The sequence below is a fragment of the Rhizobium sp. Root482 genome (genome assembly GCF_001426565.1).
In the GTDB taxonomy this organism is placed as follows: Bacteria; Pseudomonadota; Alphaproteobacteria; order Rhizobiales; family Rhizobiaceae; genus Pararhizobium.
The window spans coordinates 198969-218831 of record NZ_LMFA01000024.1 but is presented as its reverse complement, the minus strand read 5'-3'; the positions used below and the strand labels follow the sequence as shown (position 1 = coordinate 218831).

The window sequence follows — 19863 nt, the reverse complement described above, 5'->3', positions numbered from 1 at the left end:
CGGCTTTCAGGCATGATCAATCTGGGCGGCAACGCGGCGGAGAGAGTGACAGATGCGGGTTCTCGTGGTGGAAAACATGGCCCATGCCGACCTTGGCCAGGTGGGCGTGGCGCTTGCCGAGGCCGGCGCCGCAATCGACCTGCGCCAGCCTTTCGCCACGGATACGCTGCCCGGCGACGCAAGCGGCCATGACGCCATCGTCGTGCTCGGCGGCGACCAGAGCGCGCTGGACGACCACAGCCATCCCTATCTCCCCGACCTTGCCCGCCTGATGCGCGCCTTTGCCGAGGCCGACAAGGCGGTGCTCGGCATCTGTCTCGGCAGCCAGCTTCTGGCACGGGGATTGGGGGCAGAGAACCTGCTTGGCCAAACCCGCGAATTCGGCTGGCACGGCATTCACCTGACGGCGGAAGGTCTTGAAGACCCGGTGCTGAGCGCTGCCGGCGCCGCCTTCACCAGCTTTCAATGGCATTCCGACAGTTTTACCCTGCCGGACGCCGCCGTTCGTCTCGCCGGCAACCCGGCCGTCGCCAACCAGGCCTTCCGCATCGGCCGCGCCGCCTATGGCATGCAGTTCCACTTCGAAGCATCGACGCGGGTGGTCGAGGACTGGAACAGGATTTTTGCCGGCCAGATCGCCGGTCTCGATCCGCATTGGCCGGAGACCTATCCGCAACAGGCCGCCCGGCACGGCGGTGACGCCGACGCCGCCGGCCTTGTCCTGGCGCGCGCCTGGGTTTCGACGATCCGGACAAGTGTTCCCTCCGACGACGGCCGACGGGAAATGGCCGAGGCATCCGCCTGAGCCACCAAAGGCTTTCATCGCGGCTGAAACCGTATAAAACGGTGATCGTTTGGTCTTTGCGCCCATCAGGCGCTGGAAGAAGTCTATGATGAGCAGGATAGCGAGCATGCAGGCGAAAGTGGCGCGAAAAGGGATTTCCAACGTCTTGGCAGGCGGGCATGCAAAGGTCCGCGACGCCACTCGCCCGCTCTGCGCGGCCCTTTTCCTGGCTCTGGCTTTCGTCGGCGCTCCGGCCGCAGCGGCCGATTGTGGCGGCATGCCGGGACCGGGGCTCGACTGGAGAGACTGCAGCAAGAAGAACCTGCTCCTGCAATCCAGCGTGCTTCAGGGCGCCAATCTGGCGGGTGCCGACTTCTCCATGACGGATCTCGGCCATTCCGACCTGAGCACGGCGAACCTGGAGAAAACCAATCTGATGCGCGCATCGCTGCGCGGCGCTAAGGCCGAGAAAGCCAGTTTTGCCAAGGCGGAGGCCTATCGGGCCGATTTCACCGGCCTTGCGGCGGCCGGCGCATCCTTTGCCGGCGCCGAACTGCAGCGCGCCGATTTCACAGGAGCGGATCTCACCGGCACCGATTTCGAAAAGGCCGAGGCCGGAAGGGCGAACTTCGACAAGGCGGTGCTGACCGGCGCCCGGTTTGCGCTGGCCAATCTCTCGCGCGCCCATCTGTCCAACGCCAGTTTTGAAGGCCCGCTCGACTTCGACCGCGCCTTCCTGTTCCTGACCCGGATCGAAGGGCTGGACCTTTCCCAGGCAAAGGGCCTTGAGCAAGCGCAGATCGACATTGCCTGCGGCGACGACAAGACCAAGCTGCCGGCCGGCCTGAAGACACCGCCCGACTGGCCCTGCGCCCCGGAATAGCCGCCAAGCCGGCAGCGACGGGCAGGCCGGACCGTCATCGCGGGAAAGCAAACGCGGGAGGAGAGAGCATGCACAATCGCGATTTACCCTGGGAGGGCGGCTGCCGGTGCGGGCAGGTGCGGCTGAAGATCACCGCGCCGCCGATCCTGACCATGGCCTGCCATTGCAGCGGCTGCCAGAAGATGTCGTCCAGCGCCTATTCGCTGAGCGCCGCCATTCCGGCCGACGGGTTTTCGGTGACCGACGGCGATCCGGTGATCGGCGGCCTGCACGGCGCCGCCCGCCATTATTTCTGCCCGCACTGCATGAGTTGGATGTTCACCCGCCCCGAAGGCATGGACTGGTTCGTCAATCTGCGTCCGACCATGCTCGACGACCCGAGCGGATTTTCGCCCTTCATCGAGACCTTCACCAGCGAGAAACTGCCGTGGGCCACGACGGCAGCTGTGCACTCCTACGAGACCTTTCCGCCGATGGAGGACTATGAAGGCCTGGTTGCCGAGTTTGCCGGGCGGGTGTCTTCCTAAAAACCTTGGAACAGGAAATCCGTGGCGGCGATGATGTCGTCACTTCTTGCTGAAAGATCTGCAAGCTCGGCCCCAATTTCCGATATCGGAATGGCCGCCATACGCTGGGTCGCCATGGCGTGGAGTTCGCCCCCGATAATGAAGCGAGGGTTGAGCCGGGAGATGGACCAGGACATTTCAGCCACCGGATAGAGCGGCGCCATCAGGCGCGACGGCAGGTCGCTCAATATATTCGCTTGCAGATCAATGGCCGAGACACCATCCGGCTTCAGCCGGTATACATGGAACCTTGCCATCAGAACTGGCGATATTTCGCCAATGGTAGCCCATGTTTTTCGACATACTCATTTTCCAGCCGGATCGCCTCGGCATTCTCCAGCCGCCACAGACGTTCCCGCTCGGCCTTGACGGCCGCCGCGATGCCGTCTTCCGCGGCACGGGAAATATTGATCTTCAGGTCGCGGGCGCGGGAAACGAGATCGCTATCCAGCGAGAGATTGGCAGGCTTGCGGAGGGATTGGGGCATGTCGCTCTCCTAAGGCTCATGCGCGTATCATATGCGCATGAGCCTTGGAAGAAAAGACCTCACTCATCGCCCATCTTCAGCGCTGCGATGAACGCTTCCTGCGGGATTTCGACCTTGCCGAACTGGCGCATGCGTTTCTTGCCGGCCTTCTGCTTGTCGAGCAGCTTGCGCTTGCGGCTGGCGTCGCCGCCGTAGCATTTGGCGGTCACGTCCTTGCGCAGCGCCGAGATGGTTTCGCGGGCGATCACATTGCCGCCGATGGCCGCCTGGATCGGAATCTTGAACATGTGCTTGGGAATCAGTTCCTTGAGCTTCTCGCACATGTCGCGGCCGCGCTTTTCCGCCGCCATGCGGTGCACCATCATCGACAGCGCATCGACCGGCTCGCCGTTGACGAGGATCGACATCTTGACCAGATGGCCTTCCTGATGCTCGGTGATGCTGTAGTCGAACGAGGCGTAGCCCTTGGAGATCGACTTCAGCCGGTCGTAGAAATCGAAGACAACTTCGTTGAGCGGCAGGTCATAGGTCAGCATGGCGCGCGAGCCGACATAGGTGAGTTCCACCTGAATGCCGCGCCGGTCCTGGCAGAGCTTCAAAATGCCGCCGAGATATTCATCGGGAGTGAGAATGGTGGCGCGAATCCAGGGCTCGTGGATTTCGCTGATCTTGACGACATCGGGCATGTCGGCCGGATTGTGCAGCTCCCGCTCGGTGCCATCGGTCATGAACAGTTTGTAGACAACGGACGGCGCGGTCGCGATCAGGTCCAGATCGAATTCGCGCTCCAACCGCTCCTGGATGATTTCCAGGTGCAGCAGCCCGAGGAAGCCGCAGCGGAAGCCGAAGCCCAGCGCCGCCGAGCTTTCCATTTCGAAAGAGAACGAGGCATCGTTGAGGCGCAGCTTGCCCATGGCGGCGCGCAGATCCTCGAAATCGGCGGCATCGACCGGAAACAGGCCGCAGAACACCACCGGCTGGGCCGGCTTGAAGCCTGGCAGCATGGTGGCGGTCGGGCGCTTGTCCTCGGTGATCGTGTCGCCGACGCGGGTATCGGCCACTTCCTTGATCGAGGCGGTGATGAAGCCGATCTCGCCCGGACCGAGCGCATCGACGGTGACCATCTTTGGGGTGATGACGCCGACGCGCTCCACCTGGTATTTGGCGTCGGTGCCCATCATCCGGATGGTCTGGCCCTTTTTCAGGACGCCGTCGAGAATGCGCACGAGAACGATGACGCCGAGATAGGTGTCGTACCAGCTGTCGACGAGAAGTGCCTTCAGAGGCGCGGTCTCGCCGCCCTCGCTCTTCGGTGCCGGAAGCTGGTGGACGATGGCCTCCAGCACATCGGGAATGCCAAGGCCGGTCTTGGCCGAGATCAGCACGGCCTGGCTGGCATCGATGCCGATGACCTCCTCGATCTGCTCGCGGATACGGTCGGGCTCGGCGGCCGGCAAATCGATCTTGTTGAGGACCGTGACGAGCTCGTGGTTGTTGTCGATCGCCTGGTAGACATTGGCGAGCGTCTGGGCTTCGACGCCCTGGCTCGCATCTACCACCAGCAGCGAGCCTTCGCAGGCCGACAGCGAGCGCGAGACTTCATAGGCGAAGTCCACATGGCCCGGCGTGTCGATCAGGTTCAACACATAGGTCTCGCCATTATTGGCTTGATAGTGCAGGCGCACGGTCTGCGCCTTGATGGTGATGCCGCGCTCCTTCTCGATCTCCATATTGTCGAGAACCTGTTCCGACATTTCGCGCGCGGCCAGGCCGCCGGTCGACTGGATCAACCGGTCGGCCAGCGTCGACTTGCCGTGGTCGATATGGGCCACGATCGAGAAATTGCGGATATGCGACAGGGGCGTCTTTGAAGGGTTTGTGCTCATGGGCCGCATATAGCAGCGCACTCAACCGCCGCAAAGCGGGAAATGCAGGCTTTGTTCACTATAATTGCGGGCGGATGCGCGGCTGCCGGCTGCCGGCATGGTCCGGGTCAAAAGGCACCATCAACAGCGAGCGCGGCAGGGGCGCATTCCCTCGCCAAAGCCGTTGACTCCATTATAGAAATCTATAATTCTACGATAATGGAAAATACTCTCTCCGACGCCGATATCGGCGCGCACCTTAAAACCCTGCGACTGGCGAAGGCCATGACGCTCGATGGCCTTGCCGGTCGCGCCGGCGTCAGCCGGGCGATGATTTCGCGGATCGAACGGGGCGAGGCAAGTCCCACCGCCCAGCTTCTCGCCCGGCTTTGCAGCGCGCTCGGCACGACCCTGTCGCGCTTCTTTGCTGCCGGTGAGGTCTTTGCCATGCCGCTTCGCCGGCGCCAGGATCAGCATGTCTGGCGCGATCCGGACACCAGCTATCTTCGCCGCTCGGTCTCGCCCGATGGAATGGGATCGTCGGTCGATATCGTCGAGGTCGAGTTCCCGGCGGGCGCCCGCGTCGTCTTCGAGCAGCAGCAGTTCGATGCGGGCCTCACCCAGCATCTCTGGCTTTTCGAAGGCGAGCTCATCATGACCGCCGGCACCGAAACCCACAGGCTGGAAGCCGGCGACTGCCTGTTCATGCGGCTTTGCGAAAACCATGCCTTTCACAATCCGTCCGACAGGCCGGCGCGCTATGCCATCATTCTCAACCGCAACAGGGCCTGAATCCATGAGCGACGTCTCGATCCGCCTCCTCACCCCGGCGCAGGCCACAGCCGCCCTGCCGGCACTTGCCGACATCCTCGCCGACTGCGTCGAGGGCGGCGCTTCGGTCGGCTTCCTGTCGCCCTATCGTCCCCAGGATGCGATGCCCTATTGGGAGGGCGTTGCCCGCGCCGTCGGCAATGGCGAAACCGTGCTGCTGGTGGCCGAGAAGAACGGCGCGATCCTCGGCACGGTCCAGCTCGGCATCGGCACCTTGCCAAACCAGCCGCACCGTGCCGACCTGAAGAAGCTGCTCGTCCATCGCCGCGCACGAGGCCTCGGACTTTCCCGCCTGCTGATGGACGCAGCCGAAAAGGCGGCAGCGGCGCATGGCCGGCATATTCTCGTTCTCGATACGGCCACCGGAAGCCCGGCGGAAATGATCTACGAAAAACTCGGCTGGCAGCGCGTCGGCGTCATTCCGCACTATGCGCTGATGCCGGATGGACGCTATTGCGGATCGACCTTTTTCTACAAGGCGCTCCAGCCCATCGAGATTTGGCCCGCATAGGCGCGGAACAGGCATGCAGGCCCACCCTGTCTCGTCACCAAAAATGGCCGGATCGGCAGGGTGAAATAGGCGGGTTGGCCCGTTTCGGAACGGCCGGCATTGTGTTAGCTGGCATCCGGCGCAAGCCATTATTTCTTAAGGGGAACCCATGAAAATCATTCGCCAGCGCGCGGCTCTCGCCGCCCTTTCCATGTTTCTTGCTCTTGGCTCCGGCTCGGCCGCATCGGCTGCCGATGTGACCTTCCAGTTGAAGAACAGCCATCCGAACGCCGTCGAGGTCGAGCTCTACAGCCAGGACCGCGACCATGTCTGGCCCGGCAACAACCAGGTCTACCTGCTGGACGACGGCGAAACCAAGCAGATCCCGCTCTCCTGCGATGAAGGCGAGAAGATCTGCTACGGCGCCTGGGTTTCCGGCGACCAGACGACCTATTGGGGCACCGGGCCGGAAAATGCCGAGACCTGCAGCGATTGCTGCTATACCTGCGAAGGCGGCAACACCGAGGAAATCGACCTGACCGAATAGGCATAGGTCGGGGAGCGGCGACCCCGCTGCTCCCCGCTCACGGCGGTACGGATTTTCGCGCCTGCCCGATAATGCGCCCCCCGCTCTTCATCTTCCTGCCGCAATCGGTAGTATGAAGCGAAGGAACACTATTGGGGATATGATTCCATGATCAGGAAATTCGCCGTCGCGGCTGTGGCCGTCGTCTATCTTTCCGGCTGCACCACCACCGACCCCTATACGGGCGAGCAGAAGATGTCGAACACCGCCGGCGGCGCGCTGATCGGTGCCGGTCTTGGCGCCGCAACCGGTCTTCTCGTCGGCGGAAGTTCTGCCGGACGTCGCGATGCAGCGCTTGTCGGCGCCGGCATCGGCGCGCTTGGCGGCGGGCTGATCGGCAATTACATGGACAGCCAGGAATCCGAACTGCGCGCCCAGTTGCAGGGCACCGGCGTTTCGGTCACCCGCGCCGGCGACCGCATCATCCTCAACATGCCGTCCAACGTCACCTTCGCGACCGACCAGGACCAGGTGATCCCGGGCTTCTACTCGACGCTGGATTCGGTCGCCATCGTGCTGCGCAAGTTCAACAAGACGCTGGTCGATGTCGATGGACATACGGATTCGACCGGCAGCGCCAGCCATAACCAGGGCCTTTCCGAGCGCCGCGCCGCATCGGTTGCCAATTATCTCGGATCGCGCGGCGTCGACCAGCGCCGCATGTCGGCCATGGGCCATGGCGCGGAGCGCCCGGTCGCCTCCAACAGCACCGAGGCCGGACGGGCGCAGAACCGCCGCGTCGAGATCTCGATCGCGCCGATCAAGGAAGGCTGATCCGCGACACGGATTTTGTAAGGCCGGCCGTTTTGCAGCGGCCGGCTTTTTCGTGCCAATGATAGGTCTTTATTCCCCGGCTTGCGGGGGATAGCTGTGCCGCCCGCCACGAAAATCCTGCACCGTGTGACAGCCACCGCCCTGGTTTTCGATATCCGATGCGCTGATCACTGCCTTGCCGTGGCCGCCGGGAATATCGAGGATATAGGTGGGCTGGCAGAGGCCGGAAACGCGGCCGCGCAACGAGGCGACAAGCGCCTGCCCCTCCTCGATCGTCAGGCGGAAATGGCTGGTGCCGGGCGCAAGATCGGGATGATGCAGGTAATATGGCTTGATCCGGTTTTCGACGAAGGCACGCATCAGCGCCGCCAGGATGTCCGGATCGTCGTTGACGCCCTTCAGGAGCACGGACTGGCTGACCATGACGATGCCGGAATCGACCAGCCGGGCGCAGGCGGCCCCCGCGTCCGGCGTCAGTTCGCGCGGATGATTGGCATGGAGCGCCAGATAGGTCGCCTTGCCGCTCGCCTTTAGTGCCGCGATCAGCGCCCCGTCCACCCGTTCGGGCTCGACCACGGGCACCCGGGTATGGAAGCGGACCACCTTCACATGGTCGATGGCCGAAAGCCGCTCCATCAGCGCCGCCAGCCGGCGCGGCGACAGGACCAGCGGATCGCCGCCGGTGAGAATGACCTCCCATATTTCCGGATGGCCGGCAATATAGGCGAAGGCCTCGTCCATCGCCCGCGGTGAAAGCGTGCCGAGCCCTTGCGGCCCGACCATTTCGCGACGGAAGCAGAAGCGGCAATAGACCGGACAGACATGCACCGCCTTCAACAGCACCCGGTCCGGATAGCGATGGACCACGCCCTCGACCGGGCTATGGGCGGCGTCGCCGATCGGGTCTTCACGTTCTTCCGGCAGGCGCATGAGTTCGGCGGCATCGGGCACGAACTGGCGGGAGATCGGATCGTTCGGATCGCTCCGATCGATCAGCGCGTCCATGGCCGGCGTGATGGCGATCGCATAGCGGGCGGCGACATCGGCAAGCGCCGTCGCGCGATCGCCGGCGACCAGCCCCGCCCGCTTGAGATCGTCAACGCTCTTCAGGAACGAACTTCCGCTCACGGCCGGTCTTCCCGCCTGTCGGTTTCCGCCACCGGTGCCCAGATCACCTGGTCGATACGCGTCGCGCCGGTTGCCAGCATCACCAGCCGGTCGAAGCCGAGCGCGCTGCCGCTTGCCTGCGGCATGATCGCAAGGGCTAAGAGGAAATCCTCGTCGAGCGGATAGGTCTCGCCATAGACGCGCAGTTTCTCGGCCATTTCCATCTCGAAGCGGCGGCGTTGCTCACCGGCATCGGTGAGTTCTCCGAAGGCATTGGCAAGCTCGACGCCGCAGGCGTAAAGCTCGAAGCGTTCGGCAACGCGCCGGTCATGGGGTGTCGGCCGGGCAAGGGCTGCCTCCGCCACCGGATATTCGTAGAGGATGGTCGGGCGGCCAAGGCCGAGATTAGGCTCCACCTTCTCGACGATCACCCGGCTGAAGAGGTCGGCCCAGACATCGTCGCCCGCCACCCGCATGCCCGCCCGGCTCACATCCGCGGCCAGCCGGTCGCGATCGGTCCGGCCGTCGGCGTCGATGGAGGCGAAGAGATCGATGCCGGCAAAACGCTCGAAGGCCTCGACCACGGTCAGGCGTTCAGCTTCGAGGAAAGGATCGGCGCTGCGGTCGCGATGGGTCAGTTGCCGCGTGCCGGCGATCTCCGCTGCAAGGCGCAGCATGTCGGCGCAATCGGCCATCAGCGCCTCATAAGTCTCGCCGGCGCGATACCATTCGAGCATGGTGAATTCCGGATGATGCAGCGGCCCGCGCTCGCGGTTGCGATAGACATGGGCAAAACAGGCGATGCGCTCTTCGCCGGCGGCGAGCAGTTTCTTGCAGGCGAATTCCGGCGAGGTATGGAGATAGAGAGGCACCCGGCTGCCGTCGTGGTGGATGGCCTGCGTGGCGAAGGCATGCAAATGCGCCTCGTTGCCCGGCGAGACCTGGAGCGTTGCCGTATCCACCTCGATAAAATCGCGCGCGCCAAGGAAAGCGCGCAGGCCGGCCTGGATGCGGTTGCGGGCGATGAGAAAGCCGCGGCGGTCGGCATGGATATCGGGTGTCCACCAGGGAGAGGCAGCGGGCATGAGGGTCCTGTGTCCAGAGTGTCGGCAATGGCCGGCGCGCATCGCGGTTTCTTCGAGCCCCGGTTGACGTCACACTGGCAATTTGCCCGAATATAGGATAGGTGCGGCCCGAAAACACATTTAGGCGTCTTTGACGCGCATTGTTTCGTGCGCTCCTCTACGACGCATCCAATTCAGTTACAAGGAAGACTTATGGTCAAGGTAATCGCCTCCTCGGTCCGCAAGGGCAATGTTCTCGAAGTGGACGGCAAGCTCTACGCCGTTCTCACCGCGCAGAATTTTCACCCCGGCAAGGGCACTCCGGTGACCCAGGTGGACATGCGCCGCATTTCCGACGGGGTAAAGGTTTCCGAGCGCTGGCGCACGACCGAACAGGTCGAGCGCGCCTTCGTCGAGGACAGCGATCATACCTTCCTCTACGAGGACGGCGAAGGCTTCCATTTCATGAACCCGGTCAGCTATGACCAGGTGGCGGTCTCGCCGGATGTGATCGGCGATGACAAGGCCTATCTGCAGGAAGGCATGGTCGTTCAGCTGAAAATGTTCGAAGGCCTGGCACTTGCAATGGAGCTGCCGACCCGCATGACGCTCGAAATCGTCGAGACGGAACCGGTCGTCAAGGGACAGACGGCCTCCTCGTCCTACAAGCCGGCGATCCTGTCGAATGGCGTGCGCACCATGGTGCCGCCGCATATCGGCGTCGGCACGCGCGTCGTCATCCTCACCGAAGACGCCTCCTATGTCGAGCGCGCCAAGGACTGATCCCGGAACGTGAAACGGGCGCAGCCTTGCCGCGCCCGCTTTCGAATTTTCAATTCAGTGTTTCAGCTCCGGATAGGCATCCGCCAGATCGTCGGCGCCGATGCGGCTGTCGTCGCACCCTTCGAGCGTCACTGAAATAGCGTCATCCACATCGAGCCCGCCTTCGCGGCGGACCGCGATGCGCGAGCCGTTGTTGCGCACCAGCACGGCCTCGCCGTCAAAACCCTGCTTCAACAGCCAGTCGCGCGGGGCATTGAGGCGGATGCGGACCTGACGGCTGTCGTCTTCCTCGCGCGCCACCACCAGTTCATAGGTCACCGGCTGCGAATGGCCGTTGATCTCCAGCTTGCCCTGGCCATTGCCTTCGGCCGCGAATGTCAACATGGTTTTCTCCTGCCGCTAAAGCATGTCGCGCAAAGTGTTCCGCGCTTTAGCGCCGCACGGCACGCCCGATCGCGATCAGGATGCAGGCGCCGATGAAGCCGATGATCAGATAGGCGATCCAGCCGGTGAAAGCCATGCCGGCGAAGGCAAGGATGGCATTGAGCACGATTGCGCCGATAATGCCGAGAATGATGTTCATCAGCATGCCCATATTGGACTTCATGAACTGTTCGGCAAGCCAGCCGGCAAAGCCGCCGATGATGATTGCCGCGATCCAACCCACGCCATTTACGTCCATCTGATTTCCCTCTCCTGAACGATGATAATGCTTGGCGATAACGGTTTACCGGCCATTTTGTTCCCGCCATCAGATTTACTTATGTGCACCCCCATAAATATGATTTTGTCCGGGGATGCCGCTTCCGCTACAGCGCTTGGCAGCACGGCATTTCGTCGGAGGACAGGACTTGGATCAGCAGGCAGTCACACAGGCCGAGGGCGCGGTTCCGTCTCCCCCGTCCCCGCTTGGGCCAGACTCGACCGCGGCCCTCTCCGGCGGGCTGATGTGCCTGTTGTCGATGTCGAGCGTGCAGTTCGGCTCGGCCTTCTCCGCCCCGGCGATCGCAGCCTACGGCCCGGCCGGCACCACCTGGCTGCGGCTGGTCTGGGCAGCGGTTCTGCTGGCCGCGATCGTGCGTCCGCCGCTCCGCAGCTATTCGCGGGCGCAGTGGCAGACGGCCGGCCTGCTCGGCGCCTCGATGGCCGGCATGACCCTGTGTTTCTTCGCCGCCATCGAGCGCATTCCGCTCGGCCTTGCCGTCGCCATCGATTTTCTCGGGCCGCTGGCGGTCGCCACCTTCGCCTTCGGCCTCGGCTGGCGGCTCGTCTGGCCGCTGATCGCCGGCGCCGGCGTACTGCTGCTTGCCCATGACGGCGATGGCTGGATCGGCGATCCCATCGGCATTCTCTTTGCCTTCGGCGCTGCCACCGGCTGGGGCCTCTATATCATCCTCATGAAGAAGGCCGGCGCCGCCTTCGAGGGCCTGCAAGGCCTTTCCATGTCGCTGATCGTCGCGGCCCTGGTCGCCACGCCCTTCGGACTCCTTGATCTGCCGCGGATCGACGCGCAGGCTATCGTCGTCGTTGCCGGCCTTGCCCTTCTCGTGCCGCTGATCCCCTATGCGCTGGAAATGATCGCGCTGCGGCGCATGAAAACCTCCTCCTTCGGCATTCTCATGAGCCTCGAGCCGGCGCTTGGCGCCGTCGCCGGCTTTCTCGTGCTCAGCCAACCGATGACCGCCCTGCAGGTCGGCGGCACCGCGCTCGTCGTCATGGCAAGCGCCGGCGCGACGGCGACCGGCCGCTGATTTTCCAAGCCTGAATTTCAAAGGCCGAATTACGAAAGAATGCCGCGCATTTTCAAAAGGCGGTGATAAAGTGGCGTGCGCGAGCATCGCTTTATCCTGTCGAGGTGTGCATGTTTCCACTGTCGCATATGATGAAGGCCTTCATCCGCAAGGGCCGCCTGACGGTCATCGACGCTGAAGGCAAACACCACGTCTTTTCGGGCGAACCCGGCCCGGAGGTGACCATGCGGCTCACCGATCCGAAGCTCTACCGCAGCCTCGTCTTCAATTCCGAGCTTGCCGCCGGCGAGGCCTATATGGATGGCACGCTTCGCTTCGAGGAAGGCTCGACGCTCAAGGATTTCCTCACCCTGTTCTCGATCAATCGGCTGTCGCTAGGCGCCTATCCGGTCCAGAAGATGCTGCGCGCCGTCAAGATGCTCTTTCGCAAGCGCCAGCAATCGAATGCGAAGGGCGAGGCCCAGCGCAACGTTGCCCATCACTATGATCTCGGCAATGATTTCTACAAATTGTTCCTCGACGAGAACATGCTCTATTCCTGCGCCTATTTCCGCGATCCCGAGGAAACGCTGGAGCAGGCGCAGCGCAACAAGCTGCGGCTGCTGGCGGCCAAGCTCTGCCTGCGGCCGGGCATGAAGGTGCTCGATATCGGCTGCGGCTGGGGGGATCTGGCGCTCTATCTCGCGCGGCTGGAGGATGTCGAAGTGCTCGGCGTGACGCTGTCGCGCGAACAGCAGGCACTGGCGACGCAGCGCGCCCGCGATGCAGGGCTCGAGGGCCGGGTGCGCTTTGAACTCACCGATTACCGCGAGGTCGGCGAAACATTCGACCGCGTGGTTTCCGTCGGCATGTTCGAGCATGTCGGCGTCAGCCATTATGACGAGTTCTTCGGGAAGCTGAACGCCCTGATGAACGACGACGGCATTGCCGTGCTGCACTCGATCGGCCATATGAGCCCGCCGGGCATGGCCAGCGCCTGGCTGCGCAAATATATCTTCCCCGGCGCCTATTCGCCCGCACTTTCGGAGGTTTTCGAGGTGGTGGAGCGCAACAGCCTGTGGGTCAGCGATCTGGAATTCCTGCGCGTCCACTATGCCACGACGCTCAGGCACTGGATCGAGCGCTTCGAGAAGAATCGCGACACGATCGTCGAGATGTATGACGAACGCTTTGCCCGGATGTGGGAATTCTACCTGATCAGCTGCGAAATGATGTTCCGCACCGGCAGCCAGATGGTCTTCCATATGCAGTTGTCGCGCTCGCGCGACGCAGCCCCGATCGTGCGCGACTACATCACCGACCGGCAGAAGGCCTATATGATCCGCGAGCAGACGCTCAATATCTCCTGAGCCCCGATCTCCCGAGCCCTGGCATCATCCATCCTGCCCCTGCCATTGCAGCCGCTTGTAGTCGAAGCCGTATTCGAGCGTCGGCTTGACGACGGCGAAATAGGGCGAGAGATCGAAATCACGCGGCGTGAACAGCGAATAATGGCGGATATGCAGGATTTCGGCGCGCGAATAGGAAGAAACCGCCGCTGCCCGCCCCGGCGCGCGGGTCACCTCCGGCAGGATCGGATAGCGGATCTGCTCGAAGGCCTGGGCGATCAGCGTCGAGCAGATGGCGCGGGTCGGATCGCCTGAACCGAAGGCCAGCATGCGGCGGCGCCAGCGCACCGGAACCGGCGGCGTCGGTAGAAAATAGCGCAGCATGTCGAGAATGTTCTTCATGTCGTATTTCAGTCCGAGCCTCGAAATCATGAAGGACAGGACCGTCAGGCGGTCCTCCGGAGTAAGCCCCACCGGCCGGCAGATGCGGGTATTGTAGGTCGCATATTTGCTCAGCGGCACGGCAACGCAGCCCTCGCCCAGATTGACCTCGATCAGTTGCGGCCGGTCGATGACCGCCCGTGTCGCCTGGTCGAGCGTCAGCGGAATCTGGTCGCCGGCAAAGAAGGCGGCATGCGACCAGGTGGACTGGGTTAGGTATTTGATGGCGGCCGAGACACGGCTGTTGCCCTCGATCAGCAGGATATCGCCGGGCCGCAATGACCGCGCCAGAGTTTCGGGATCGGACGGCGTATAGGGCTCGTATCCGGACGTTTTTGCGGTCAGCTTTCCGGCCAGCGTTACGCCGATGCGGTCGAGAAACGTATCCTTGCTGGACAGAAGCGGGTTCATGCGGGCCTTCGAATTGGTCGACGTGACCACCATCTAGGAATTTCTTTGCCGCCCTGTCGAGTCCGCTCGTCTTTTCCGCTTGATCTTCCGGTGAACGCGCCTAAATTTAGAACAATTCTAAACTAGGTCCGTTTCATCATGTTTTCACGCCTGTTTTCCCGCAAGCGCTCCATGGCCTCACTTTCCGAGCAGGAGGTCCTGGCGCTTGTCATTTCCTCCGAAGAGGACGACGCCCGCATCTATCTCGCCTACGCGCAGGCGCTGAAGGAGACCTATCCGGACACGGCCCGGGTTTTCGAGGATATGGCCGAGGTCGAAAACACCCACCGGACCATGCTCATCGACATGCATCGGCGCCGCTTCGGTGAAACCATCCCGCTGATCCGCCGCGAGCATGTCAGCGGCTTCCTTCAGCGCCGGCCCGACTGGCTGCGCCGCAACCTGTCGCTCGATGCCGTGCGCGGCGAAGCGGAAGCCATGGAGCAGCAGGCCTACCAATTCTACGTCGAGGCGGCGAGGAACATGTCGGATGCCGCCACCCGGCAATTGCTGGGGGACCTGGCGCTGGCCGAACAGGGCCACGAGGATATCGCCCGCATGCTCATGGACAGACACCTGCCGGCCGGTGCCCGCAAGGTGGAGGACGAGGCGGCACATCGCCAGTTCCTCCTGACCTATGTGCAGCCGGGACTGGCCGGACTGATGGACGGCTCGGTCTCGACGCTGGCGCCGATCTTCGCCGCCGCCTTTGCGACGCAGGATACCTGGCAAACCTTCCTGGTGGGGCTTTCCGCCTCGGTCGGCGCCGGCATTTCCATGGGCTTCACCGAGGCTGCGCATGACGACGGCAAGCTGTCCGGCCGCGGCTCTCCCATCAAGCGCGGCCTTGCCTGCGGCATTATGACAACGCTGGGCGGGCTCGGCCACGCCCTGCCCTATCTCATTCCGAATTTCTGGACCGCGACGGTGACCGCCATCATCATCGTCTTCTTCGAACTCTGGGCGATTGCCTTCATCCAGAACAAATATATGGAAACACCATTCCTGCGCGCCGCCTTCCAGGTAGTGCTCGGCGGCGGCCTCGTGCTGGCGGCGGGCGTCCTGATCGGCAATGCTTGAAACCAAAAAGGGCGCCATCCGGGCGCCCGTTTTTAACCTGCCAAAATTCCTGGCGATCAGTTGCCGACGGAGCCGACCAGCACTTCCGCGCCGTTTTCGATGGTGACCCAGCGGCCGGTGTTGAAGGAAGCCTGGCGCTTGAGAAAGCGATAGGGCGTCCTGGTCCAGAGCTTTACGTCGCCGTCGAGATTGTCGAGGATGAAATCGCCCTGGGCAGTGCGCACGGTGAGCACCGCATGGCCTTCGCCATCGGCCTTGCGGACCACGGTGATCAACAGGTCGGAGGGCGAAAAGCCCTTCTGCATCAGGCGTTGGCGCTTGACGAGCGCGATATCCTCGCAATCGCCGGCCGTGTCCGGATAGGTCCAGACCTCTTCCTTGCCGAACAGGTCCATGTCGGTCATCGGGGTGATTTCGCGGTTGACGGCCGTATTGATCTCACGGATGACGGCCCAGCCGTGATCGGTGACGCGCGGCGGCGTGGACGAGCGCGACTTGATCTCGCATTCGGAGCGATGCTTCTGGCAGAATTCGTAATGGCCGATCGGCTGGGAGGTGATGGCTCCCGTCTGCATCGACAGCGTGGTGGCATTCGGCGCCGGAACGGCCGCGCTCGCCGATGCGAAAACAGCCGCAAGTGCCACGACCGCCCGTCTAACCCCAGTCAACTGCGCCATACATGTCCCCTTGGCGCGGTCTTCTTCAAAAACAGTCCCGAAGAATCCCCGCGAAAATCTGAAGCCTGTCGTCAGCTTCGCGGTATATCCCCGTCGCGCGCTGCTCTAATCCTTAACAAAGAGTTAACAGCGCGTCCGAAACGAAGTCAATCTGCAGAATTAGGGATTGCGGCTTATGGTTAAGATGCGCGGGAAAGTGATTTGCCCGCCCCGTCTCAGCCCCGCGAAACGCCCTCCACGGCCGCCAGAATCCGCCCGATATCCTCCGGCCGCGACAGCCGGTGATCGCCGTCGCGGATCAGTGTCATCACCACGTCATCGCAGGAAAGATGCTCCATCAGTCGCAAGGCGTGGCCGTGGGGAACGTCGGGATCGCACATTCCCTGCAGGATATGGACCGGGCAGCCGGTCTCGATGATGCCCTCGAGAACGCGGTTTTCCCGGCCATCCTCGATCAGTGCCGCTGTATAGATGTTCGGATCGGGGCCATAGGGCGTCGGCTCCTCGAAATAGCCGCGCTCGGAAAGCGAGGCCCGCTCGGCATCGGTGAGGTTGGGCTCGATCAGTTCGCTAGTGAAATCGGGGGCCGGAGCGATCAATACCAGGCCGGCGATCCGGGCGCCCTCGCCGCGGGCGCGCAATTCCTCGATCAGCCTCAGCGCCACCCAGCCGCCCATGGACGAGCCTACGAGCACCATGCGCTCCGGCCTGACGTGATCGACGACGGCAAGGCTTTCCTCCAGCCAGCGGGAAATGGTCCCGTCCCTGAATTCCCCACCCGACAGGCCATGGCCTGAATAGTCGAAGCGGACGCAGGCAGCACCCGTTTTTGCGGCATGGCGCTCCAGTTCCACCGCCTTGGTGCCGGCCATGTCCGAGCGGTAGCCGCCGAGCCAGACGAGAGCCGGCAAGCCGTTGCCCACTGCCGACGGTAGCAGGCGCAGCGCGATGCGGCGCGAATCGGCGCCTTCGCCGACGACGAGATAATCGGGATCGGCATCGGAAACGGGCAATGACATCGGGGCTTTTTCCTCTTTTGAGCGCTTGCGGCTGTTTTTCTTCCTAAAACAGATTCTCCGGCCACTCGACAGGTGGTGATTTTCGCCAAGACCTGTGTTATTGACTTTTCCGCAGCAATTCAGACATCAAGACAGGCGGCAATTGCGCGGCATCCAGCCGGGACATTGCGCCATCATTCGACAATGTTTTTAACAGCTCGAGGAGAGTACGACCATTCGCAGACCGTTCAAAACGGACGCCCCTGTTAAAGACGGGCCCCGCTCTAACAAGGAAATCCGGTCGCTCCGGGTTCAGCTCATCGACGCCGAGGGTACCAACCACGGCAGCATTCCCACGGAAGACGCGCTTCGCATGGCCGAGGAACTGGGTCTCGACCTGGTGGAAATCTCGCCGAACGCGGAACCGCCGGTGTGCAAGATTCTTGACCTGGGCAAATTGAAATACTCCACCCAGAAGAAGGCGGCGGAAGCTCGCAAGAAGCAGAAGATCATCGAGATCAAGGAGATCAAGATGCGTCCCAATATCGACACGCATGATTATGACGTGAAGATGCGGGCGATGAACCGCTTCTTCGAAGAGGGCGACAAGGTCAAGGTGACCCTGAAATTCCGCGGCCGCGAAATGGCGCACCAGGAACTGGGCATGAAGCTCCTGCTCCAGGTCAAGGAAGACACCGTGGCGATCGCCAAGGTCGAAGCCGAGCCCAAGCTCGAAGGCCGCCAGATGATGATGGTGCTGGCGCCGAGATAGGCGTCCGCATCCACCAGTCCGCCGATGAAGCCGCCGCTTGGCGGCTTTTTCGCGCCTGGGACCAGCCGGATGCATGGCGCGCGCGGAAATATCGGCGCGGCCTCACTTGAGGCCATTGCACTTTTCCCATGCTTCGGTTACAAGCCCCCGTCCGAACGGTCCGGCAGGGCATGCCGTGGCCGTTCTTTACGCTGGAGACGACCTCGTCAGTCGATCTCGAAATCAAGAAAAATGGAGTAGCAAAATGCCCAAGATGAAGACGAAGTCCTCGGCCAAGAAGCGGTTCAAGATCACCGCCACCGGCAAGGTCATGGCGGCTGCCGCAGGCAAGCGCCACGGCATGATCAAGCGGTCCAACAAGTTCATTCGCGATGCGCGCGGCACGATGGTGCTCGCAGAGCCTGATGGCAAGAAGGTCATCAAGAACTACCTGCCCAACGGTCTCTGAGACGTCTGGCACTTTTGGATTTTTAAGGAGATCATGACATGGCACGTGTAAAACGCGGCGTAACTTCCCACGCCAAGCACAAGAAGACACTCAAGGCAGCCAAGGGCTTCTACGGCCGCCGCAAGAACACCATCCGCGCCGCCAAGGCCGCGGTGGATCGTTCCAAGCAGTTCGCCTACCGCGACCGCAAGGTCAACAAGCGCAATTTCCGCGCCCTCTGGATCCAGCGCATCAATGCCGCCGTCCGCGAACATGGCCTGACCTATGGCCGCTTCATCGACGGTCTTTCCAAGGCCGGCATCGAAGTCGACCGCAAGGTTCTGTCCGACATGGCCATCCATGAGACGGAAGCCTTCGGCGCGCTCGTCGCCGCTGCCAAGAAGGCGCTCGAATATCTCAAGGACACGGGCACCAACAACGAATTTGAAAGCGCGGTCAAGTAAACCAGCGCTTCCCAAACTATCTGAATTATTGGGAAACCCGCGCTGGCACGGCTGGCGCGGGTTTTTCTTTGACCGATCACGGCACTGAACCGGGAATATTGCGATGTCCGATCTGGAAGCACTGAAAGAGAACCTGCTGGCCGAAGTGACCGGCGCCGGCGACGAGGCGGCCATCGAGGCCGTCCGCGTCAATGCGCTCGGCAAGAAGGGCTCGATCTCCGAGCTTCTGAAGACGCTCGGCACCATGTCGCCCGAGGAGCGCCAGACACGCGGCGCCGCCATCAATGCGCTCAAGAACGATGTCTTTGCCGCGATCAGCGCGCGCAAGTCAGACCTGAAGGACGCCGCGATCGCCGCACGGCTGGCGCGCGAAACGGTCGATATCTCGCTGCCGGTGCGTGCCTCGCCCGCCGAGCGCGGCCGCATCCATCCGATCAGCCAGATCATTGACGAGATCACCGCGATCTTTGCCGATATGGGCTTCTCGATCGCCGAAGGCCCGGATATCGAAACCGATTATTACAATTTCACCGCGCTGAACTTCCCCGACGGTCATCCGGCGCGCGAGATGCACGACACCTTCTTCTTCAATCCGGACGCAAACGGCGAGCGCAAGGTTTTGCGCACCCACACGTCGCCGGTGCAAATCCGCACCATGGAGGCGCAAAAGCCGCCGATCCGCATCATCATTCCCGGCAAGACCTATCGCCAGGACAGCGACGCCACCCATTCGCCGATGTTCCACCAGGTCGAGGGCCTCGTCGTCGATACCAAGTCGAACGTCGCCCATATGCGCTGGATCCTCGAGGAGTTCTGCAAGGCCTTCTTCGAGGTGGACGACGTGACGATGCGTTTTCGCCCGTCCTTCTTCCCGTTCACGGAGCCCTCCTTCGAGGTGGATATCCAGTGCGACCGCTCGTCCGGCCCGATCGTCAAGTTCGGCGAAGGCACCGACTGGATGGAAATCCTCGGCTGCGGCATGGTCCACCCGAACGTGCTGCGCGCCGGCGGCCTCGATCCCGATGTCTACCAGGGGTTTGCCTGGGGCATGGGGCTGGACCGCATCGCCATGCTGAAATACGGCATGCCGGATCTGCGCAACTTCTTCGACGCCGATGTGCGCTGGATGAGCCATTACGGCTTCAGGCCGCTCGACATGCCCACATTGTTTGGCGGTTTGAGTACGTAAGACTGTCGATTGAACCATTCCCGTCCGGATTTCCGCACCGCGAAGATTCCCGACCCGCAAGACTTT

The 19863-nt window shown here is 62.5% G+C and carries 25 protein-coding genes; 15 read left to right on the top strand and 10 right to left on the bottom strand.

Annotation, left to right across the window (positions count from 1 at the left end):
- Positions 1 to 52: 52 nt before the first annotated feature.
- The 3 genes from ASD31_RS21290 to ASD31_RS21280 all read left to right on the top strand — a co-directional run bounded on the left by ASD31_RS21290 (position 53) and on the right by ASD31_RS21280 (position 2194).
- Entirely contained in the window at positions 53 to 805 is a 753-nt protein-coding gene (locus ASD31_RS21290) for a type 1 glutamine amidotransferase (RefSeq protein WP_056338822.1), read from the top strand.
- 88 nt (positions 806 to 893) lie between these two features.
- A complete protein-coding gene (locus ASD31_RS21285; protein WP_244483923.1) occupies positions 894 to 1667 on the top strand; it encodes a pentapeptide repeat-containing protein in 774 nt (257 codons plus the stop codon).
- Positions 1668 to 1735: 68 nt separating this feature from the next.
- Positions 1736 to 2194, top strand: coding sequence for a GFA family protein (locus ASD31_RS21280; RefSeq protein WP_056338820.1), 459 nt, complete (start codon positions 1736 to 1738; stop codon positions 2192 to 2194).
- Here the strand turns inward: ASD31_RS21280 and ASD31_RS21275 are convergent.
- The 3 genes from ASD31_RS21275 to lepA are packed head-to-tail and all read right to left on the bottom strand — an operon-like array spanning position 2191 to position 4615.
- Entirely contained in the window at positions 2191 to 2490 is a 300-nt protein-coding gene (locus ASD31_RS21275; protein WP_056338818.1) for a CcdB family protein, read from the bottom strand. The genes ASD31_RS21280 and ASD31_RS21275 overlap by 4 nt on opposite strands.
- The gene (locus ASD31_RS21270) at positions 2490 to 2720 is read right to left on the bottom strand and encodes a type II toxin-antitoxin system CcdA family antitoxin (RefSeq protein ID WP_056338815.1); all 231 of its coding nucleotides are present in this window, start codon (positions 2718 to 2720) and stop codon (positions 2490 to 2492) included. Before ASD31_RS21270 ends, ASD31_RS21275 begins: the two co-directional genes overlap by 1 nt.
- A 59-nt stretch (positions 2721 to 2779) precedes the next feature.
- Positions 2780 to 4615 carry a translation elongation factor 4 gene (lepA, locus tag ASD31_RS21265; protein WP_056338814.1) on the bottom strand — a complete coding sequence of 612 codons (1836 nt, stop codon included), beginning with the start codon at positions 4613 to 4615 and terminating at the stop codon, positions 2780 to 2782.
- A 189-nt stretch (positions 4616 to 4804) separates the two neighbouring features.
- On the opposite strand from lepA, the gene ASD31_RS21260 reads away from it, so the two are divergent.
- The 4 genes from ASD31_RS21260 to ASD31_RS21245 all read left to right on the top strand — a co-directional run bounded on the left by ASD31_RS21260 (position 4805) and on the right by ASD31_RS21245 (position 7266).
- A complete protein-coding gene (locus ASD31_RS21260; protein ID WP_056338812.1) occupies positions 4805 to 5377 on the top strand; it encodes a helix-turn-helix domain-containing protein in 573 nt (190 codons plus the stop codon).
- A gap of 4 nt (positions 5378 to 5381) precedes the next feature.
- On the top strand, positions 5382 to 5927 hold the full coding sequence (locus ASD31_RS21255; RefSeq protein WP_056338810.1) for a GNAT family N-acetyltransferase: 546 nt from the start codon (positions 5382 to 5384) through the stop codon (positions 5925 to 5927).
- 148 nt (positions 5928 to 6075) lie between these two features.
- Positions 6076 to 6453, top strand: a complete 378-nt coding sequence (locus tag ASD31_RS21250; RefSeq protein WP_056338808.1) for a hypothetical protein — start codon at positions 6076 to 6078, stop codon at positions 6451 to 6453.
- A 147-nt stretch (positions 6454 to 6600) separates the two neighbouring features.
- Positions 6601 to 7266, top strand: coding sequence for an OmpA family protein (locus ASD31_RS21245; protein ID WP_056338805.1), 666 nt, complete (start codon positions 6601 to 6603; stop codon positions 7264 to 7266).
- A 69-nt stretch (positions 7267 to 7335) separates the two neighbouring features.
- Here the strand turns inward: ASD31_RS21245 and ASD31_RS21240 are convergent, their stop codons facing one another.
- Both ASD31_RS21240 and epmA read right to left on the bottom strand, forming a co-directional pair.
- Entirely contained in the window at positions 7336 to 8394 is a 1059-nt protein-coding gene (locus ASD31_RS21240) for a lysine-2,3-aminomutase-like protein (protein ID WP_056338803.1), read from the bottom strand.
- Complete coding sequence (epmA, locus tag ASD31_RS21235; protein WP_056338802.1) at positions 8391 to 9458, bottom strand: EF-P lysine aminoacylase EpmA; 1068 nt, start codon at positions 9456 to 9458, stop codon at positions 8391 to 8393. Before epmA ends, ASD31_RS21240 begins: the two co-directional genes overlap by 4 nt.
- Positions 9459 to 9650: 192 nt before the next feature.
- On the opposite strand from epmA, the gene efp reads away from it, so the two are divergent.
- Positions 9651 to 10220 (top strand): elongation factor P, encoded by a 570-nt coding sequence (gene efp / locus ASD31_RS21230; protein WP_056338800.1) that lies wholly within the window; start codon positions 9651 to 9653, stop codon positions 10218 to 10220.
- 54 nt (positions 10221 to 10274) lie between these two features.
- Here the strand turns inward: efp and ASD31_RS21225 are convergent, their stop codons facing one another.
- A complete protein-coding gene (locus ASD31_RS21225) occupies positions 10275 to 10604 on the bottom strand; it encodes a hypothetical protein (protein ID WP_056338798.1) in 330 nt (109 codons plus the stop codon).
- A gap of 46 nt (positions 10605 to 10650) precedes the next feature.
- On the bottom strand, positions 10651 to 10902 hold the full coding sequence (locus ASD31_RS21220; protein WP_056338795.1) for a GlsB/YeaQ/YmgE family stress response membrane protein: 252 nt from the start codon (positions 10900 to 10902) through the stop codon (positions 10651 to 10653).
- 169 nt (positions 10903 to 11071) lie between these two features.
- Here ASD31_RS21220 and ASD31_RS21215 point away from each other — a divergent pair, with 169 nt between their 5' ends.
- Entirely contained in the window at positions 11072 to 11971 is a 900-nt protein-coding gene (locus ASD31_RS21215; protein ID WP_244483921.1) for an EamA family transporter, read from the top strand.
- A gap of 110 nt (positions 11972 to 12081) precedes the next feature.
- Complete coding sequence (locus ASD31_RS21210) at positions 12082 to 13320, top strand: SAM-dependent methyltransferase (protein ID WP_056338792.1); 1239 nt, start codon at positions 12082 to 12084, stop codon at positions 13318 to 13320.
- 24 nt (positions 13321 to 13344) lie between these two features.
- On the opposite strand, the gene ASD31_RS21205 is transcribed toward ASD31_RS21210, so the two are convergent.
- Complete coding sequence (locus tag ASD31_RS21205; protein ID WP_244483919.1) at positions 13345 to 14184, bottom strand: lipo-like protein; 840 nt, start codon at positions 14182 to 14184, stop codon at positions 13345 to 13347.
- Between the two features lie 105 nt (positions 14185 to 14289).
- Between ASD31_RS21205 and mbfA the strand changes: the two genes are divergently transcribed.
- A complete protein-coding gene (mbfA, locus tag ASD31_RS21200; protein ID WP_056338790.1) occupies positions 14290 to 15270 on the top strand; it encodes an iron exporter MbfA in 981 nt (326 codons plus the stop codon).
- A gap of 56 nt (positions 15271 to 15326) precedes the next feature.
- On the opposite strand, the gene ASD31_RS21195 is transcribed toward mbfA, so the two are convergent.
- A complete protein-coding gene (locus tag ASD31_RS21195; RefSeq protein ID WP_056338788.1) occupies positions 15327 to 15947 on the bottom strand; it encodes a transglutaminase-like cysteine peptidase in 621 nt (206 codons plus the stop codon).
- A gap of 215 nt (positions 15948 to 16162) precedes the next feature.
- Entirely contained in the window at positions 16163 to 16966 is an 804-nt protein-coding gene (locus ASD31_RS21190; protein WP_056338786.1) for an alpha/beta hydrolase, read from the bottom strand.
- 214 nt (positions 16967 to 17180) lie between these two features.
- Between ASD31_RS21190 and infC the strand changes: the two genes are divergently transcribed.
- From infC to pheS, 4 genes are all read left to right on the top strand, one after another.
- Positions 17181 to 17717: a translation initiation factor IF-3 gene (gene infC / locus ASD31_RS21185; protein WP_082520657.1), complete on the top strand. Its 537-nt coding sequence runs from the start codon at positions 17181 to 17183 to the stop codon at positions 17715 to 17717.
- Between the two features lie 244 nt (positions 17718 to 17961).
- Positions 17962 to 18165, top strand: a complete 204-nt coding sequence (rpmI, locus tag ASD31_RS21180) for a 50S ribosomal protein L35 (protein WP_018323613.1) — start codon at positions 17962 to 17964, stop codon at positions 18163 to 18165.
- Between the two features lie 38 nt (positions 18166 to 18203).
- On the top strand, positions 18204 to 18608 hold the full coding sequence (gene rplT, locus ASD31_RS21175; protein WP_056338782.1) for a 50S ribosomal protein L20: 405 nt from the start codon (positions 18204 to 18206) through the stop codon (positions 18606 to 18608).
- Positions 18609 to 18711: 103 nt separating this feature from the next.
- Entirely contained in the window at positions 18712 to 19797 is a 1086-nt protein-coding gene (pheS, locus tag ASD31_RS21170; RefSeq protein ID WP_056338780.1) for a phenylalanine--tRNA ligase subunit alpha, read from the top strand.
- Positions 19798 to 19863: the final 66 nt, after the last annotated feature.

Coding starts and splice junctions, on each gene's coding strand:
- ASD31_RS21275 (WP_056338818.1), bottom strand. CDS start 2,490: ATGGCAAGGTTCCATGTATACCGGCTGAAGCCGGATGGTGTCTCGGCC.
- mbfA (WP_056338790.1), top strand. CDS start 14,290: ATGTTTTCACGCCTGTTTTCCCGCAAGCGCTCCATGGCCTCACTTTCC.
- ASD31_RS21260 (WP_056338812.1), top strand. CDS start 4,805: ATGGAAAATACTCTCTCCGACGCCGATATCGGCGCGCACCTTAAAACC.
- ASD31_RS21220 (WP_056338795.1), bottom strand. CDS start 10,902: ATGGACGTAAATGGCGTGGGTTGGATCGCGGCAATCATCATCGGCGGC.
- lepA (WP_056338814.1), bottom strand. CDS start 4,615: ATGCGGCCCATGAGCACAAACCCTTCAAAGACGCCCCTGTCGCATATC.
- ASD31_RS21225 (WP_056338798.1), bottom strand. CDS start 10,604: ATGTTGACATTCGCGGCCGAAGGCAATGGCCAGGGCAAGCTGGAGATC.
- ASD31_RS21270 (WP_056338815.1), bottom strand. CDS start 2,720: ATGCCCCAATCCCTCCGCAAGCCTGCCAATCTCTCGCTGGATAGCGAT.
- epmA (WP_056338802.1), bottom strand. CDS start 9,458: ATGCCCGCTGCCTCTCCCTGGTGGACACCCGATATCCATGCCGACCGC.
- ASD31_RS21290 (WP_056338822.1), top strand. CDS start 53: ATGCGGGTTCTCGTGGTGGAAAACATGGCCCATGCCGACCTTGGCCAG.
- efp (WP_056338800.1), top strand. CDS start 9,651: ATGGTCAAGGTAATCGCCTCCTCGGTCCGCAAGGGCAATGTTCTCGAA.
- rplT (WP_056338782.1), top strand. CDS start 18,204: ATGGCACGTGTAAAACGCGGCGTAACTTCCCACGCCAAGCACAAGAAG.
- ASD31_RS21210 (WP_056338792.1), top strand. CDS start 12,082: ATGTTTCCACTGTCGCATATGATGAAGGCCTTCATCCGCAAGGGCCGC.
- ASD31_RS21255 (WP_056338810.1), top strand. CDS start 5,382: ATGAGCGACGTCTCGATCCGCCTCCTCACCCCGGCGCAGGCCACAGCC.
- ASD31_RS21285 (WP_244483923.1), top strand. CDS start 894: ATGAGCAGGATAGCGAGCATGCAGGCGAAAGTGGCGCGAAAAGGGATT.
- rpmI (WP_018323613.1), top strand. CDS start 17,962: ATGCCCAAGATGAAGACGAAGTCCTCGGCCAAGAAGCGGTTCAAGATC.
- ASD31_RS21190 (WP_056338786.1), bottom strand. CDS start 16,966: ATGTCATTGCCCGTTTCCGATGCCGATCCCGATTATCTCGTCGTCGGC.
- ASD31_RS21245 (WP_056338805.1), top strand. CDS start 6,601: ATGATCAGGAAATTCGCCGTCGCGGCTGTGGCCGTCGTCTATCTTTCC.
- ASD31_RS21250 (WP_056338808.1), top strand. CDS start 6,076: ATGAAAATCATTCGCCAGCGCGCGGCTCTCGCCGCCCTTTCCATGTTT.
- pheS (WP_056338780.1), top strand. CDS start 18,712: ATGTCCGATCTGGAAGCACTGAAAGAGAACCTGCTGGCCGAAGTGACC.
- ASD31_RS21280 (WP_056338820.1), top strand. CDS start 1,736: ATGCACAATCGCGATTTACCCTGGGAGGGCGGCTGCCGGTGCGGGCAG.
- ASD31_RS21205 (WP_244483919.1), bottom strand. CDS start 14,184: ATGGTGGTCACGTCGACCAATTCGAAGGCCCGCATGAACCCGCTTCTG.
- ASD31_RS21195 (WP_056338788.1), bottom strand. CDS start 15,947: ATGGCGCAGTTGACTGGGGTTAGACGGGCGGTCGTGGCACTTGCGGCT.